The organism is Streptomyces sp. NRRL S-350, from assembly GCF_000719705.1.
GTDB lineage: Bacteria > Actinomycetota > Actinomycetes > Streptomycetales > Streptomycetaceae > Kitasatospora.
This window is the reverse complement of sequence record NZ_JOHO01000034.1, coordinates 36,627-50,122: the sequence shown is the minus strand read 5'-3', so window position 1 is coordinate 50,122 and position 13,496 is coordinate 36,627. Positions and strand designations below refer to the sequence as shown.

General features: G+C 73.8%; 10 protein-coding genes, 1 tRNA gene, 1 pseudogene and 1 riboswitch. Of the genes and pseudogenes, 9 read left to right on the top strand and 3 right to left on the bottom strand.

Translation table 11 applies throughout. From position 1 onward, the window contains the following. The first annotated feature begins 389 nt into the window (after positions 1-389). A complete protein-coding gene (locus IF30_RS0126260) occupies positions 390-674 on the top strand; it encodes an HU family DNA-binding protein (RefSeq protein WP_030242980.1) in 285 nt (94 codons plus the stop codon). Between the two features lie 80 nt (positions 675-754). Here the strand turns inward: IF30_RS0126260 and murA are convergent, their stop codons facing one another. Beyond that, the gene (gene murA, locus IF30_RS0126255) at positions 755-2,095 is read right to left on the bottom strand and encodes a UDP-N-acetylglucosamine 1-carboxyvinyltransferase (RefSeq protein ID WP_030242975.1); all 1,341 of its coding nucleotides are present in this window, start codon (positions 2,093-2,095) and stop codon (positions 755-757) included. A gap of 297 nt (positions 2,096-2,392) precedes the next feature. Here murA and IF30_RS0126250 point away from each other — a divergent pair, with 297 nt between their 5' ends. The 6 genes and pseudogenes from IF30_RS0126250 (at position 2,393) to IF30_RS0126225 (ending at position 9,788) form a co-directional block, all read left to right on the top strand. Next, a complete protein-coding gene (locus IF30_RS0126250) occupies positions 2,393-2,977 on the top strand; it encodes a YqgE/AlgH family protein (protein WP_030242973.1) in 585 nt (194 codons plus the stop codon). Positions 2,978-3,039: 62 nt separating this feature from the next. Beyond that, positions 3,040-3,315 carry a DUF3039 domain-containing protein gene (locus IF30_RS0126245; RefSeq protein WP_030242972.1) on the top strand — a complete coding sequence of 92 codons (276 nt, stop codon included), beginning with the start codon at positions 3,040-3,042 and terminating at the stop codon, positions 3,313-3,315. 102 nt (positions 3,316-3,417) lie between these two features. After that, the gene (locus IF30_RS0126240; RefSeq protein WP_030242970.1) at positions 3,418-5,028 is read left to right on the top strand and encodes a beta-N-acetylhexosaminidase; all 1,611 of its coding nucleotides are present in this window, start codon (positions 3,418-3,420) and stop codon (positions 5,026-5,028) included. A 301-nt stretch (positions 5,029-5,329) separates the two neighbouring features. Beyond that, positions 5,330-6,196, top strand: coding sequence for an FAD binding domain-containing protein (locus IF30_RS0126235; protein ID WP_051711190.1), 867 nt, complete (start codon positions 5,330-5,332; stop codon positions 6,194-6,196). A 71-nt stretch (positions 6,197-6,267) separates the two neighbouring features. Further along, positions 6,268-6,867 (top strand): annotated as a pseudogene (locus IF30_RS46980) ((2Fe-2S)-binding protein); the annotation flags it as partial. Between the two features lie 593 nt (positions 6,868-7,460). Next, positions 7,461-9,788, top strand: coding sequence for a xanthine dehydrogenase family protein molybdopterin-binding subunit (locus tag IF30_RS0126225; RefSeq protein ID WP_037901240.1), 2,328 nt, complete (start codon positions 7,461-7,463; stop codon positions 9,786-9,788). Between the two features lie 157 nt (positions 9,789-9,945). Here the strand turns inward: IF30_RS0126225 and IF30_RS0126220 are convergent. Further along, positions 9,946-10,017 (bottom strand) — tRNA-Cys (locus tag IF30_RS0126220). Positions 10,018-10,101: 84 nt separating this feature from the next. Further along, positions 10,102-10,167, top strand: a riboswitch (guanidine-III (ykkC-III) riboswitch). A gap of 44 nt (positions 10,168-10,211) precedes the next feature. Here IF30_RS0126220 and IF30_RS0126215 point away from each other — a divergent pair. After that, the gene (locus IF30_RS0126215) at positions 10,212-10,526 is read left to right on the top strand and encodes a DMT family transporter (RefSeq protein ID WP_030242964.1); all 315 of its coding nucleotides are present in this window, start codon (positions 10,212-10,214) and stop codon (positions 10,524-10,526) included. A gap of 94 nt (positions 10,527-10,620) precedes the next feature. Beyond that, positions 10,621-12,057, top strand: a complete 1,437-nt coding sequence (locus IF30_RS0126210) for an MFS transporter (protein ID WP_030242963.1) — start codon at positions 10,621-10,623, stop codon at positions 12,055-12,057. A 2-nt stretch (positions 12,058-12,059) separates the two neighbouring features. On the opposite strand, the gene IF30_RS0126205 is transcribed toward IF30_RS0126210, so the two are convergent. Next, positions 12,060-13,352 (bottom strand): hypothetical protein, encoded by a 1,293-nt coding sequence (locus tag IF30_RS0126205; RefSeq protein WP_030242961.1) that lies wholly within the window; start codon positions 13,350-13,352, stop codon positions 12,060-12,062. Positions 13,353-13,496: the final 144 nt, after the last annotated feature.

Sequence of the window (13,496 nt, the reverse complement as noted above, 5' to 3'; positions counted from 1 at the left end):
GTAGGGCGTACGGTAGCCCTGCACGGGGCAGGCGTGTCCGACAAGTACGGAACGTCCCCCTGGTCTTCCGGCGAGTCCTCCCGACCGCCGTCCGCGCCCGGTCCGCCGGAGCCGACGGAGCGTCACACCTCCAACGGGCGGGCTGTGTTCGGGTGGCCCGGCCGGGGCCCGATTGGCTTTCTCGGGGCCGGTCGGGGCAGGATTCGTATCCAGGCGGGCGGGTGGGCCTTCGAAGGCTCCGGCGCGCGGCATCGGGTACGGATCCGGCCTGCGACCACGCATTGCCTGCATGAGCACAGTGTGCGGACCTGCGGCCTATCCGGGTGCCCCCCGGTGGGAGCACCGATGGGCCCCCGCACACCGCAAGCGAACAGACCACAGGAGTACACATGAACCGCAGTGAGCTGGTGGCCGCGCTGTCCGAGCGCGCCGAGGTGACCCGCAAGGACGCCGACGCCGTTCTGGCCGCCTTCGCCGAGATCGTCGGCGAGGTCGTCGCCAAGGGCGACGAGAAGGTCACCATCCCCGGTTTCCTGACCTTCGAGCGCACCCACCGCGCGGCCCGCACCGCCCGCAACCCGCAGACCGGCGAGCCGATCCAGATCGCCGCGGGCTACAGCGCCAAGGTGAGCGCCGGCTCCAAGCTGAAGGAAGCCGCCAAGGGCGCTGCCTGAGCCACCCCTTGAACGCCGAGAGGCCGGGCTCCCCACGCGGGGGGCCCGGCCTCTCGCCGTACGTACGGCGGGGCTGAGGATCAGGCGTCGACCAGTTGCTCGCTGGGCAGCTCGACGTGGGCGCCCAGGTCGCGCAGCTTGTCCATGAAGTTCTCGTAGCCGCGGTTGATCAGGTCGATGCCGTGCACGGTCGAGGTGCCCTCGGCCGCCAGCGCCGCGATCAGGTACGAGAAGCCGCCGCGCAGGTCCGGGATGACCAGCTCGGAGCCGATCAGCTTGGACGGGCCGGAGACGACCGCGGAGTGCAGGAAGTTGCGGGCGCCGAAGCGGCACGGGGTGGCGCCCAGGCACTCGCGGTACAGCTGGATGTGCGCACCCATCTGGTTCAGGGCGCCGGTGAAGCCGAGCCGCGACTCGTACACCGTCTCGTGGACGATGGACAGGCCGGTGGCCTGGGTCAGCGCGACCACCAGCGGCTGCTGCCAGTCGGTCTGGAAGCCCGGGTGCACGTCCGTCTCCAGGGCGATCGCCTTGAGCTCGCCGCCCGGGTGCCAGAAGCGGATGCCCTCGTCGTCGACCTCGAAGGCCCCACCGACCTTCCGGAAGGTGTTGAGGAAGGTCATCATCTCCAGCTGGCGGGCGCCGCGGACGTAGATGTCGCCCTTGGTGGCCAGCGCCGCGCAGGCCCAGGAGGCGGACTCCAGGCGGTCCGGCAGCGCGCGGTGGTTGTAGCCGCCGAGCTCGTCCACACCGGTGATCAGGATGGTCCGGTCGGTGCCGAGGGTGATGATCGCGCCCATCTTCTGCAGGACGCAGATCAGGTCGACGATCTCCGGCTCGATGGCCGCGTTGCGCAGCTCGGTGACGCCCTCGGCGAGCACGGCGGTGAGCAGCACCTGCTCGGTCGCACCGACCGAGGGGTAGGGCAGCTCGATCTTGGTGCCGCGCAGGCGCTGCGGGGCGACCAGGTAGGTGCCCTGCGGGTGCTTCTCGATGGTGGCGCCGAACTGGCGCAGCACCTCGAAGTGGAAGTCGACCGGGCGGCCGCCGATGTCGCAGCCGCCCAGGCCCGGGATGAAGGCGTGGCCGAGGCGGTGCAGCAGCGGGCCGCAGAACAGGATCGGGATCCGCGAGGAGCCGGCGTGCGCGTCGATGTCGGCCACGTTGGCGCTCTCGACGTGCGAGGGGTCGAGGATCAGCTCGCCGTCCTCGTCACCGGTGCGCACGGTCACGCCGTGCAGCTGCAGCAGTCCGCGGACCACCTTGACGTCACGGATGTCCGGGACGTTGCGCAGTCTGCTGGGGCCCTGGCCGAGGAGGGCGGCGACCATGGCCTTGGGGACCAGGTTCTTCGCACCGCGGACGCGGATCTCGCCTTCGAGCGGGTTTCCGCCGTGGACCAGCAGGACGTCGTCGGTCATCGTTCTCGCAATCCGGGGTGCCAGAGGAATCGGGGAGGGCTCCGGGAGAGAGCCGGTGGTGGACCGGTCGTACGGGCGCGTTCGGGCCCCCGGCGAATCCGAGTCGGCACCTATAGGCGTCCACCAGACGTAGATGGTAGTGGGCGTGCCGTTGGTTCCCGTGAGCCTCTCCCGTGATGGTGCTCTCTCCGGACGTCCTCCCGCCCGCCGGTGCCGCCGTACGGGTGTTCGTCCGGCGTGTCGGGTTTCGGGCGTTGCGGTGCCCGGTCGGTGCCGTTCTGCGGGATCATGTGAGGCATGACGGCGGCCCATTCGCACGGAGACCGATCCCACACCGGCCGTCTGCTCGTCGCGACGCCCGTGCTCACCGACCCGAACTTCGCGCGGGCGGTGGTGCTCCTCCTCGACCACGACGCCGAGGGGGCGCTCGGCGTGGTCCTCAACCGGCCGACCCCGGTCGACGTGGGCAGCGTGCTCGACGGCTGGGGGCGACTCGTCGGGCAGCCCGCCGTGGTGTTCCAGGGCGGCCCGGTGGCGCTGGACTCGGCACTCGGCCTCGCGGTGGCACCGGGGGAGCCGGGCACCGGCGAGCCGCTCGGCTGGCGGCGGGTGCACGGCGCGATCGGCCTGGTCGACCTGGGGGCGCCGCCCGAGGTGCTGGCGGGAGAGCTGGGCAGCCTGCGGATCTTCGCCGGGTACGCGGGCTGGTCGCCGGGCCAGCTGGAGGCCGAGCTGGAGAGCGGCGCCTGGTACCTGGTGGAGTGCGAGCCCGGGGACGTCTCCAGCCCCGAGCCGGAGCGGCTGTGGCGCGCGGTGCTGCGCCGCCAGCGCGGCCCGCTCGCCCTGCTGGCGACCTACCCGGACGACCCGACGATGAACTGAGCCGCCGGCCCCGACACGCGATACTGGCCCGGTTTCCCGGGGCGCCCATAGACTTGGCACCCATGAGCACTCTTGAGCCCGAGCGCGGCCTCGGCACCGGCACCCTGGTCGAGCCCGTCCCCCAGGTCTCCCACGGGGACGGCGACCACGAGCGCTTCGCGCACTACGTCCAGAAGGACAAGATCATGGAGAGCGCGCTCTCCGGGTCTCCCGTGGTGGCGCTCTGCGGCAAGGTGTGGGTGCCCGGGCGCGACCCGAAGAAGTACCCGGTCTGCCCGATGTGCAAGGAGATCTACGACGGCATCGGCAAGCCGCAGGACGGCGACGGCGACAAGTAGGCCGCCGGCCCGTTCCCGAGCCGCCGCAGCGCGCCGTCCCGCACGGCACTGCGATCGCACGTGGTCTATGCCAATCGGCCAGGGCGTGGGCAGGATGTCGGAATGGACCTCATTCCCGCACCCTCGCGTGCCGTCCGCCGCCCGGACGAGGACTTCCCGCTCGACGCCTCGACCACGCTGACCGCCCCGCCCGTGCTGGCCGACACCGAGCGGTGGCTGCGCGCCACGCTGTCCGCCGCCACCGGGCTGCCGCTCCCCCCGGGCCGGCCGGGCGCCGGAATCGAACTGGTCCAGGACGACGCGCTCGCCGCCGAGGCGTACCGGATCACGGTGCGCCCCGGCCGCGCCCTGCTCGTCGCGGGCGGCCCGGCCGGCGCGCGGTGGGGAGCGCAGACCCTGCGGCAGCTGCTCGGGCCGGACGCCTTCCGCCGCTCGCCGCTGCGCCGCGACGGCTGGGTGCTGCCCGGCGCCGACATCGAGGACGCCCCCCGCTTCGGCTGGCGCGGCGCCCTGCTCGACGTCGCCCGGCACTTCCTGCCCAAGGCGGACGTGCTGCGCTTCGTCGACCTGCTGGCCGTGCACAAGCTCAACGTGCTGCACCTGCACCTGACCGACGACCAGGGCTGGCGGGTGGAGATCAAGCGCTACCCGAGGCTGACCGGGCGCGGCGCCTGGCGGGACCGCTCGATGGTCGGCTACCGGACCGGGCAGCGCCGGGACGACCGCCCGCACGGCGGCTACTACACCCAGGACGACCTGCGCGAGATCGTCGCGTACGCGGCCGAGCGCGGCGTCACCGTCGTCCCCGAGATCGACCTGCCCGGGCACACCCAGGCCGCCGTCGCCGCCTACCCCGAGCTGGGCAACACCGACGTGGCGGACACCGCCGCGCTCGGCGTCTGGACGGACTGGGGCGTGAGCCACCACGTGCTCAACGCCTCCGAGGAGACCCTGCGCTTCTTCGAAGGGGTGCTGGAGGAGGTCCTGGAGCTCTTCCCCTCCGAGTTCATCCACCTCGGCGGCGACGAGTGCCCCAAGGAGCAGTGGAAGGACAGCGCCGCCGCCCAGGCCCGGATCCGCGAACTGGGCCTGGCCAACGAGGACGAACTGCAGAGCCACGTCATCCGGCACTTCGACCGCTGGCTGGCCGGGCGCGGCCGTCGGCTGATCGGCTGGGACGAGATCCTGGAGGGCGGGCTCGCCCCGGGCGCCGCCGTCTCCTCCTGGCGCGGCTTCGCCGGCGGGATCGCCGCCGCGAAGGCCGGGCACGACGTGGTGATGTGCCCCGAACAGCACGTCTACTTCGACCACCGGCAGGCGGACGGGCCGGACGAGCCGATCCCGGTCGGCTTCGTCCGCACGCTGGAGGACGTCTACCGCTTCGAGCCGGTGCCCGCGCAGCTGGACGAGGCCGCGGCGCGGCACGTGATCGGCACCCAGGCCAACCTGTGGAGCGAGTTCGCGGACAGCGCCCGGGACATCGACTACCGCGTGTTCCCCCGACTGGTCGCCTTCGCCGAGGTCGCCTGGTCCGAGCTGCCCGCCGAGCCGGACGCGCGCGACTTCGCCGGGTTCGAGCAGCGGCTGGCGGCGCACCTCGCGGTGCTGGACGCGCTCGGCGTCGAGTACCGCCCGGCCGGCGGACCGCACCCGTGGCAGCGTCGGCCCGGCGTGCTGGGCCGGCCGATCGAGGGGCCGCCGCCGGTGCGTTAGTCGTACCCGTCGGGAACTTCCGGAAGGTCATCCGACGTCAAGAACAGATGAACATCTGCCCAGGCCCGAACCTGGCCCGGGCAGATACCGCCCGGTATCCGTCCCAATCGGGCAGTCCCGTTCACCGGCCCCGAAGTGATCATCGAGCATTGTGTGCCAGAGTTGCCCAACCCGGCCCGATCGCCCGTACCCTACGGGCCAGGCCGGGCTGCTGACGCAGGACAGCACGGCCGAAGGCCGCGGGCGGCAGGCGACAGATGAGCAAGTGGAGCACGGTGGGACCCAGGTGAACCGGACGATCATGCTGCCGGCCTCGCTCGACGAGGCCGTCGACGCGCTGGCCACCGCCCCGGCCGCGGTACCGGTGGCCGGAGCCACCGACCTCATGGAAGCCGTCAATGCCGGCCGGCTGCGCCCCGCCGCCCTGGTCGGCCTCGGCCGGATCACCGAACTGCGCGGCTGGCGCTACGAGGACGGCGGCACCGCCGTCCTCGGCGCCGGACTCACCCACGCCCGGATGGACCGCCCCGACTTCGCCGCGCTCATCCCCGCGCTCGCCGACGCCGCCCGCACCGCCGGCCCGCCGCAGGTCCGCAACGTCGGCACCCTCGGCGGCAACATCGTCACCGCCGCGCCGGCCGGCGACACCCTGCCGGTGCTCGCCGCACTGGAGGCCAGCGTCACCCTCGCGCGCGCCGGCGCCACCCGCGAGGTGCCGGTCAGTCACCTGCTCACCGGCCTCGACCCGGTGCGCCCCGGCGAACTGCTCACCTGGGTGCGCGTCCCGCTGCTGCACGCGCCGCAGGTCTTCCTCAAGGCCACCGGCCGCAGCGGCCCGGCCCGCGCCACCGCCTCCGTCGCCCTCGTCCTCGACCCGGCCCGGCGCTCGGTCCGCTGCGCCGTCGGGGCCGTCGCCCCGGTGCCGCTGCGCCCGCTGGAGGCCGAGGCCTGGGTGGCCGGCTGCATCGACTGGGACGGCAGCCGCGAAATCGACCCGGCCGCGAACGCCGCCTTCGGCGAATACGTGGCCACCGCCTGCGTCCCCGACAACTACGGCGCCGAGGGCGCCTGGGAGGCCGTGACCGAGGGGCCGACCGCGGCCGCCGTTCGGCTGCGGCGTACCGTAGCGGTGCTGGCCCGACGGGCACTGGGAAGGGCGCTGAAGTGAGCACAGACCCCATCGAGACCCTCGACGCCGACCCGCTCGGCCTCTCCCCGCAGGTCAGCCGCGAGCTGCGCCCGTGCGCCTCCTACACGCTGCGGGTCAACGGTTTCGAACGGCCCGTCACCGACGCCTGGATCGGCGAGAGCCTGCTCTACGTGCTGCGCGAGCGGCTCGGCCTGGCCGGCGCCAAGGACGGCTGCGAGCAGGGCGAGTGCGGGGCCTGCTCGGTGCAGGTGGACGGCCAGCTCGTGGCCGGCTGCCTGGTGCCCGCCGCGCTGGCCGCCGACAGCGAGATCAACACCGTCGAGGGCCTGTCGGCCGGCGGCGGCGCGAGCGACGTCCAGCAGGCGCTGGCCGCCTCCGGCGCCGTCCAGTGCGGCTACTGCACCCCGGGCATGGCGATGGCCGTGCACGACCTGCTCCAGCGCAACCACCGGCCCACCGAGGTCGAGGCCCGGCAGGCGCTCTGCGGCAACCTCTGCCGCTGCACCGGCTACAAGGGCGTGCTCGCCGCCGTCCAGACCGTCGCGGACGCCCGCGCCCTGGAGGCCGAGGAGGCGGAGGAAGCCGCCGCGGAGGCTGCCGCACAGTCCGCCGAGCCGGGCGGCGGGGCAGCGGGCGACCCGCCCGCCCAGCCGGTGGCCGAGCCGCCCGCCGGCACACCCGCGGAACCCGGGGCCGCCGTCGAGCCGCCGGTCTACGCCGACGCCGAGGCCTGGATCGAGCACGTCCCGCAGCAGCACCCCGCCGCCCAGCAGCCCGCGGCCCCGCACCCCGCCGCCCCGCACCCCGCCGGGCAGCAGCCCGTCGACCAGGCGCAGATCCCGGTCGGGACGCCGTACGGCGATCCGGCGGGCGGCTACGACACCGGCGTGTACGACACCGCCGTCCTGGCCCCGGTGCACGGCGGGATCCCCGCCCAGGCCACCGACGACCAGGTGTACTACCCGCCGCAGGGCTACCCCGAACAGGCGTACCAGGGCACCCCCGCCCACGGCACGTACCTGCCCTACCCGGACGGCCACCAGCAGCACACCGGCTACGGCACCGGGTACGACACCGGGTACGACGCCCCGGTCTACGAGCCCACCCCCGCGCACGGCACCCCGCTGCCCGGCACCGCCTTCGACGGCACGCCGCCGCACGGCACCCCGTACGTCGCCCAGCACCCGCACGGTGCCCCCGCCGAGGGCGGTGCCCCGGCCGGCGCCCCGTACGGTGCCACCCCCGCCCACGGCATCCGGCTCCCCGAGGACGACCACGCATCATGACGTCGCCTACCGACATCGGCGCAGCACCCCAGCAGGACGGCGACGAGGGCGGCGCACCGGAGCCGTTCGGCCTGGGCAGCTCCCCGCTGCGCAGCGACGCACTGCCCAAGGCGCTCGGCATCTACCCGTACGCGGCCGACCTGTGGGCCGAGGGCCTGCTGTGGGGCGCGGTGCTGCGCTCGCCGCACCCGCACGCCCGGATCCGCGGCATCGACACCTCGGCCGCGCTCGCGCTGCCCGGTGTGCACGCCGTGGTCACCGCCGCCGACCTGCCGCCGGGCCCGGACGGCGCCCCCGACGGCGCCCCGGCCGGCCCGATCGTCGCCGACCGGCCGGTGCTGGCCGCCGGCGTGGTGCGCCACCACGGCGAGCCGATCGCCGCGGTGGCCGCCGACCACCCGGACACCGCCCGGCTGGCGGTCGGTCTGATCGCGGTCGACTACGAGCCCCTGGAGGCCGTGATCGACCCCGAGCAGGCGTTCACCGCGCCGCCGCTGCACCCGGACGGCAACCTGTTCCGCCACCTGCCGCTGCGCACCGGTGACCCCGACGCGGTCGGCGAGATCGTCGTCGAGGGCCTCTACCAGGTCGGCCGGCAGGACCCCGCCCCGCTCGGCGCCGAGGCCGGGCTGGCCGTACCGCGCCCGGACGGCGGCGTCGAGCTGCACCTGTCCTCCACCGACCCGCACGGCGACCGCGACCGCACCGCCGCCTGCCTCGGCCTGGAGCCCGACCGGGTCCGGCTGGTGGTCACCGGCGTGCCCGGCGCCACCACCGACCGCGAGGACCTCTCCTTCCAGGTGACCCTCGCACTGCTGGCGCTGCGCACCGGCCGCCCGGTGAAGATGACCCTCACCCGTGAGGAGTCCTTCCACACCCACACCTCGCGCCACCCCGCTCTCCTGCGCTACCGCCACCACGCCGACGCCGAGGGCACCCTGGTGAAGGTCGAGGCGCAGATCCTGCTGGACGGCGGCGCCTACGCGGACGTCTCGGCCGAGGCGCTGGCCGCCGCGACGGCGTTCTCGGTCGGCCCGTACATCTGCCCGAACGTCTTCGTGGACGCCTGGGCGGTGCGCACCAACAACCCGCCGGCCGGGCGGATGCGCGGCGAGGGCGCGCTGCAGGCCTGCTTCGCGTACGAGTCGCAGCTGGACCAGCTGGCCGCCCGGGTCGGCGTGGACCCGGTGGAGATCCGCCGGCGCAACGCGATGTCCACCGGCGACCCGCTGCCCACCGGACAGGCCGTCACCTGCCCGGCGCCGGTGCGGGCCCTGCTGGACGCCGTCGCCGACGAGCCGCTGCCGGCCCTGCCGGTGGACGAGCCGGACGCCGAGTGGCTGCTGCCCGGCGGTCCCGGCGGCGCGGGCGACCCGGCGGCGGTGCGGCGCGGCATCGGCTACGCCGTCGGCATGGTGCACATGCTGGGCGCCGAGGGCGAGGACGAGGTCTCCACCGCGACGGTGCGGGTCAGCGGCGACCACGCCACGGTGATCTGCGCGGCCGTCGACGCCGGGCAGGGCTTCGCCACGCTGGCCCGGCAGATCGTGCAGACCGTACTGGGCGTCAGCGAGGTCTACATCGCGCCGGCCGACAGCGACCAGTCGATCGCCGGTCCGTCCGCGCGGGGCCGGCACACCTGGGTCTCCGGCGGCGCGGTCGAGCGGGCCGCGCTGATGGTCCGCCACCAGCTGCTGCAGCCGATCGCGGCCAACTTCGGGATGTCGGCGGAGCTGCTGCAGATCGCCGACGGCAAGATCACCTCGTACGACGGGGTGCTGGGCATGCCGGTCGCCGAGGCGCTGGAGGGCAAGGAGCTCTGGGCGACCGCGCAGTGCCGCCCGCACCCCACCGAGCCGCTGGACGAGTCCGGGCAGGGCGACGCCTTCGTCTCCATCTCGTTCTGCGCGATGCGCGCGGTGGTGGACGTGGACATCGAGCTGGGTGCCGTGCGGGTGGTCGAGATGACGGTCGCCCAGGACGTCGGGCGGGCGCTGAACCCGCGCCAGATCGAGGACCGGATCGAGGCGGGCGTGGCGCAGGGCGTGGGCCTGGCGCTGCTGGAGGACCTGCGCACGGAGGGCGGCGTGCTGCAGAACCCCTCGCTGACCGGTTACCGGCTGCCGACCGCGCTGGACACCCCTGAGGTGCGGATCGCCACGCTGCTGGAGGAGCGGGACGTGGTCGCCCCCTTCGGCGCCAAGGCGGTCGGCGCGGTGCCCGCGGTGGTCGCCCCGGCGGCCGTCGCCGCGGCCGTCCGCGCCGCCACCGGCCTGCCGGTCGGCCGATTGCCGATCCGGGCTGAGGACGCCGTCACGGCCTGAGGGGAACGCCGCGGCGGGAGCGGCGGGAACCCGGGCGCGAAAAAACTCGCGGGAAAGCCGCACGAAAGCGGCGGGAAACCGTCGCGAAAGCGGCGCGAGTCAACGGAAAGGAATTGCCGGTCGACTTCGCGAGTCGACCGGCAATTCCTTTTCCACGAGGCCATGGCGGGAATCGAACCCGCGTGCACCGCTTTGCAGGCGGTTCCCTAAACCACTCGGGCACACGGCCAGTGAATTCATGGTGGCGTATACGGGGAGGGGGGTCAACGCCGGATTGTAAATTCTGCATGGCAAGGTGTGCTACGGTCGCGGACAGGTGGCCTCGTTCGCGCCACCCCGGACGAGCGCGTCGTACCCGGTGACGACAAGACGGCGCAGTTCAGCGGCAGTTCGGCCGCTGTGGACTGCGGAGGCATCACCGTCATGGCCTGGCTCGTTCTGCTCGTCTCGAGTTTCCTGGAAACCGTGTGGGCGGTCGCCCTGGAATCGTCCAGGGGCTTCACCCGTCCCGTCCCCGCCGCCGTCTTCGGCGTCGCCCTGCTGTTCAGCATGGGCGGCCTGGCGTACGCGATGCGGACCATCCCGATCGGCACCGGTTACGCGGTCTGGGTCGGCATCGGCGCGGTCGGCACCGCGGTGTACGGGATGACCGTCCTGGGCGACGCGGTGACCGCGGCCCGGATCGCCTGCCTGCTGCTGATCGTCTCCGGCGTGGTCGGACTCAAGGTGCTGCACTGACGGGGAGGCGACCGGCGACCCAGGACCACGGACGGAGTCGAGCACCGACCGTGGTCAGGGGCCATCCGGGCGGACGGCTCTTACGATGTCACGTATGACCACTGCCTCCCCCACCTCGGTCGACCCCGCACCGATATCCCGCGACGACGACCCCGGCGGCGGGGTGCTCAGCGGCCGCTACCGCGCGCTGACGCTGGGGATCGTCTCGGTGGTGCTGGTGATCGCCTTCGAGGCGACCGCCGTCAACACCGCGATGCCGACGGCGGCCCGTGAGCTGCACGGCCTCGGGCTGTACGCCTTCGCCTTCTCCGGCTACTTCACCACCACGCTGTTCGCCCTGGTCGTCTCCGGCCAGTGGTGCGACCGTCGCGGCGCGCGGCGGCCGCTGTTCACCGGCATCGCGCTGTTCGGCGTCGGCCTGCTGGTGGCCGGCACGGCGCCCGGGATGTGGGTCTTCGTGGCCGGGCGGGCCGTCCAGGGCCTGGGCGGCGGGCTGGTGATCGTCGCGCTGTACGTGGTGGTCGGCCGGGCCTATCCGGAGCGGTTGCGCCCGTCGGTGTTCGCGGCCTTCTCCTCGGCCTGGGTGCTGCCCTCGATCGTCGGCCCGCTGGTCGCCGGGGCGGTCACACAGCACCTCGGCTGGCGCTGGGTGTTCCTGGCCGTCCCGGCGCTGATCCTGCTGCCGCTGGCCGTGATGGGCCCGGCGCTGGCGCGTTCCGAACGCGAGCACCCGGTGCCCAGGAGCGCGGATTTCGACCGCCGCCGCACCGCACTGGCCGCGATGGCCGCGCTCGGCGCCGGACTGCTGCAGTACGCGGGCCAGCGCCTCGACCCGGTCGGGCTGCTCCCGGGCGCGGCCGGGGCGGCGCTGCTGCTGCCCGCCGTCCTCGGGCTGCTGCCCGCCGGGACGCTGCGGGCGGTGCGCGGGCTGCCGACCGTGATCCTGCTGCGCGGGGTGGCGGCGGGCGCGTTCTTCTCCGCCGAGGTGTTCGTCCCGCTGATGATGACCAGTCAGCGCGGCCTCTCGCCGACCCTGGCCGGGCTCACCCTGACCAGTGGCGGGCTCACCTGGGCGCTGGGCTCGTGGCTGCAGGGGCGGCCGGGGGCCGAGCGCTACCGGGAGGCGATGATCCGGGGCGGCTTCGTGCTGACCGCGGTGGCGATCGCGGGCGCCGCGCTGGTGCTCGTCCCGGCGGTGCCGACGTGGGTGGCCGCGGTGGCCTGGGGCGTCGGCGGGATCGGGATGGGCCTGGCCATCGCGAGCGTCAGCGTGCTGATGATGAAGCTCTCCGCGCCGCAGGACCCCGGCGCCAACTCGGCCGCGCTGCAGATGAGCGACGCGCTGGGGAACGTGCTGCTCACCGGCCTGGCCGGGGTGCTGTTCGCGGCGCTCGGCGGCGGCTCGGCGGCCGGCGCCCACACGGGCGAAGGCGCCGGTTCGCCCGGCGCCTTCGCGGTGGTGTTCCTGACCAGTACGGGGGTGGCCCTGCTGGGGGCGCTGGTCTCCGGCCGGGTCCGCGGCCGGGCCTGAGCTCAGCCGACGGCGGCGGCGGAGGGGGCCGGCGGCGCCGCCGGGGTGCCGAGGAAGGCCTCCCAGCCGCCGGCCGGGGCCTGGCCGGGGGCGAGGGTCTGCAGCTTGCGCAGCACGGCCGGGTCCTGGGCGTCCAGCCAGTCGACCAGCTGGCGGAAGGAGACCAGCCGGACCTCCGGCTTGCCCGCGATGGTCTTGAGGACCTCCTCGACGGCGTTCATGTAGATGCCGCCGTTCCACTCCTCGAAGTGGTTGCCGATGACGTACGGCGCCCGGTTGCCGTTGTACGTGCGGTCGAAGCCCATCAGGTAGGCGTCGCGGGCCTGGGTCTGGAAGCCCGGGTGGAGCGCCGGATCGGCCTTGGTGTTGGGGCCGCACTGGTTGTACATGATGTTGTAGTCCATCGAGAGGACCTGGAAGGTGTGCCCGGGGAAGGGGATGGACTGCAGCGGGAGGTCCCACAGGGCGCCGCCCTGGATCTTCTGCGGCCACACCTGGGTGCCGTTGCCGCTGCTGTCGTAGCGCCAGCCGCGCTTGACCGCGGTGGGCAGCAGGTTGCGCTGGCCCTCCAGGCAGGGGGTGCGGCTGCCGATCAGCTCCTTGCGGTAGTCGAAGGGCAGCGCGGGCAGGTCGGTGAAGCCGGTGTTGGTGCGCCAGTTCGTCACGAAGTCCATGGCCTGCTGGATCTCGCTGTCCCACTCCTCGGGGGACCACTTGCCGACGCCGGTGGCGCCGCAGAAGTGGCCGTTGAAGTGGGTGCCGATCTCGTGGCCCTCCAGCCAGGCCGCGCGCACGTTCTCCAGGGTGTCGCGGATGTGCTGGTCGCTCAGGTAGCCGATGTCGGACGCGCCGACCTTGTGCTGGGGCGGGCGGTAGAGGTCCTTCTTCGACTCGGGCAGCAGGTAGAGGCCGCTGAGAAAGAAGGTCATCTTCGCGTCGTGCTCCTGGGCCAGCCGGCGGAAGCGGGCGAACAGTCCGTTGTCGAGCTCGCCGGCGCCGTCCCAGGAGAAGACCACGAACTGCGGCGGGCGCTGACCGGGCTGCAGCCGCTCGGGGACGGGCTGGTGCGGCTGGGCGCCGGTGTCGGAGGTGGAGCCGTCGCCGATCAGGACGACCTGCGGCTTGGGGGCGGGGGCCGGGGTGGCGCTCTGCTCGACGGCCGCGCCGGTGGCGGGGGCGGCGGACCCGGTCGCCCGCTCCCCGCCGGTGGCGTGGTTGCTGCCGCAGCCCGCCGCCAGGGTGGCGGCGGTGGCGGCACCGGCCGCCAACAGGGTGCGGCGGGAGAGCGCGTCCATGGTCACTCCGTATCGTGAGGCGTTCGGCAGTGCGGGAGTGCGGGATCCGGTCGGAACGTCAGGTGATAGAACCCGTGACCGAGTCAGCATGGCATGAGGGCGTAAGTGATCGAAGAGGCGCAGCCGGTGGTCGTAACCGATCGC

Excerpts from the sequence above, each read along its gene's own strand:
- IF30_RS0126260 (WP_030242980.1), top strand. The coding sequence starts at position 390 with ATGAACCGCAGTGAGCTGGTGGCCGCGCTGTCCGAGCGCGCCGAGGTG.
- murA (WP_030242975.1), bottom strand. The coding sequence starts at position 2,095 with ATGACCGACGACGTCCTGCTGGTCCACGGCGGAAACCCGCTCGAAGGC.
- IF30_RS0126250 (WP_030242973.1), top strand. The coding sequence starts at position 2,393 with ATGACGGCGGCCCATTCGCACGGAGACCGATCCCACACCGGCCGTCTG.
- IF30_RS0126245 (WP_030242972.1), top strand. The coding sequence starts at position 3,040 with ATGAGCACTCTTGAGCCCGAGCGCGGCCTCGGCACCGGCACCCTGGTC.
- IF30_RS0126240 (WP_030242970.1), top strand. The coding sequence starts at position 3,418 with ATGGACCTCATTCCCGCACCCTCGCGTGCCGTCCGCCGCCCGGACGAG.
- IF30_RS0126235 (WP_051711190.1), top strand. The coding sequence starts at position 5,330 with ATGCTGCCGGCCTCGCTCGACGAGGCCGTCGACGCGCTGGCCACCGCC.
- IF30_RS0126225 (WP_037901240.1), top strand. The coding sequence starts at position 7,461 with ATGACGTCGCCTACCGACATCGGCGCAGCACCCCAGCAGGACGGCGAC.
- IF30_RS0126215 (WP_030242964.1), top strand. The coding sequence starts at position 10,212 with ATGGCCTGGCTCGTTCTGCTCGTCTCGAGTTTCCTGGAAACCGTGTGG.
- IF30_RS0126210 (WP_030242963.1), top strand. The coding sequence starts at position 10,621 with ATGACCACTGCCTCCCCCACCTCGGTCGACCCCGCACCGATATCCCGC.
- IF30_RS0126205 (WP_030242961.1), bottom strand. The coding sequence starts at position 13,352 with ATGGACGCGCTCTCCCGCCGCACCCTGTTGGCGGCCGGTGCCGCCACC.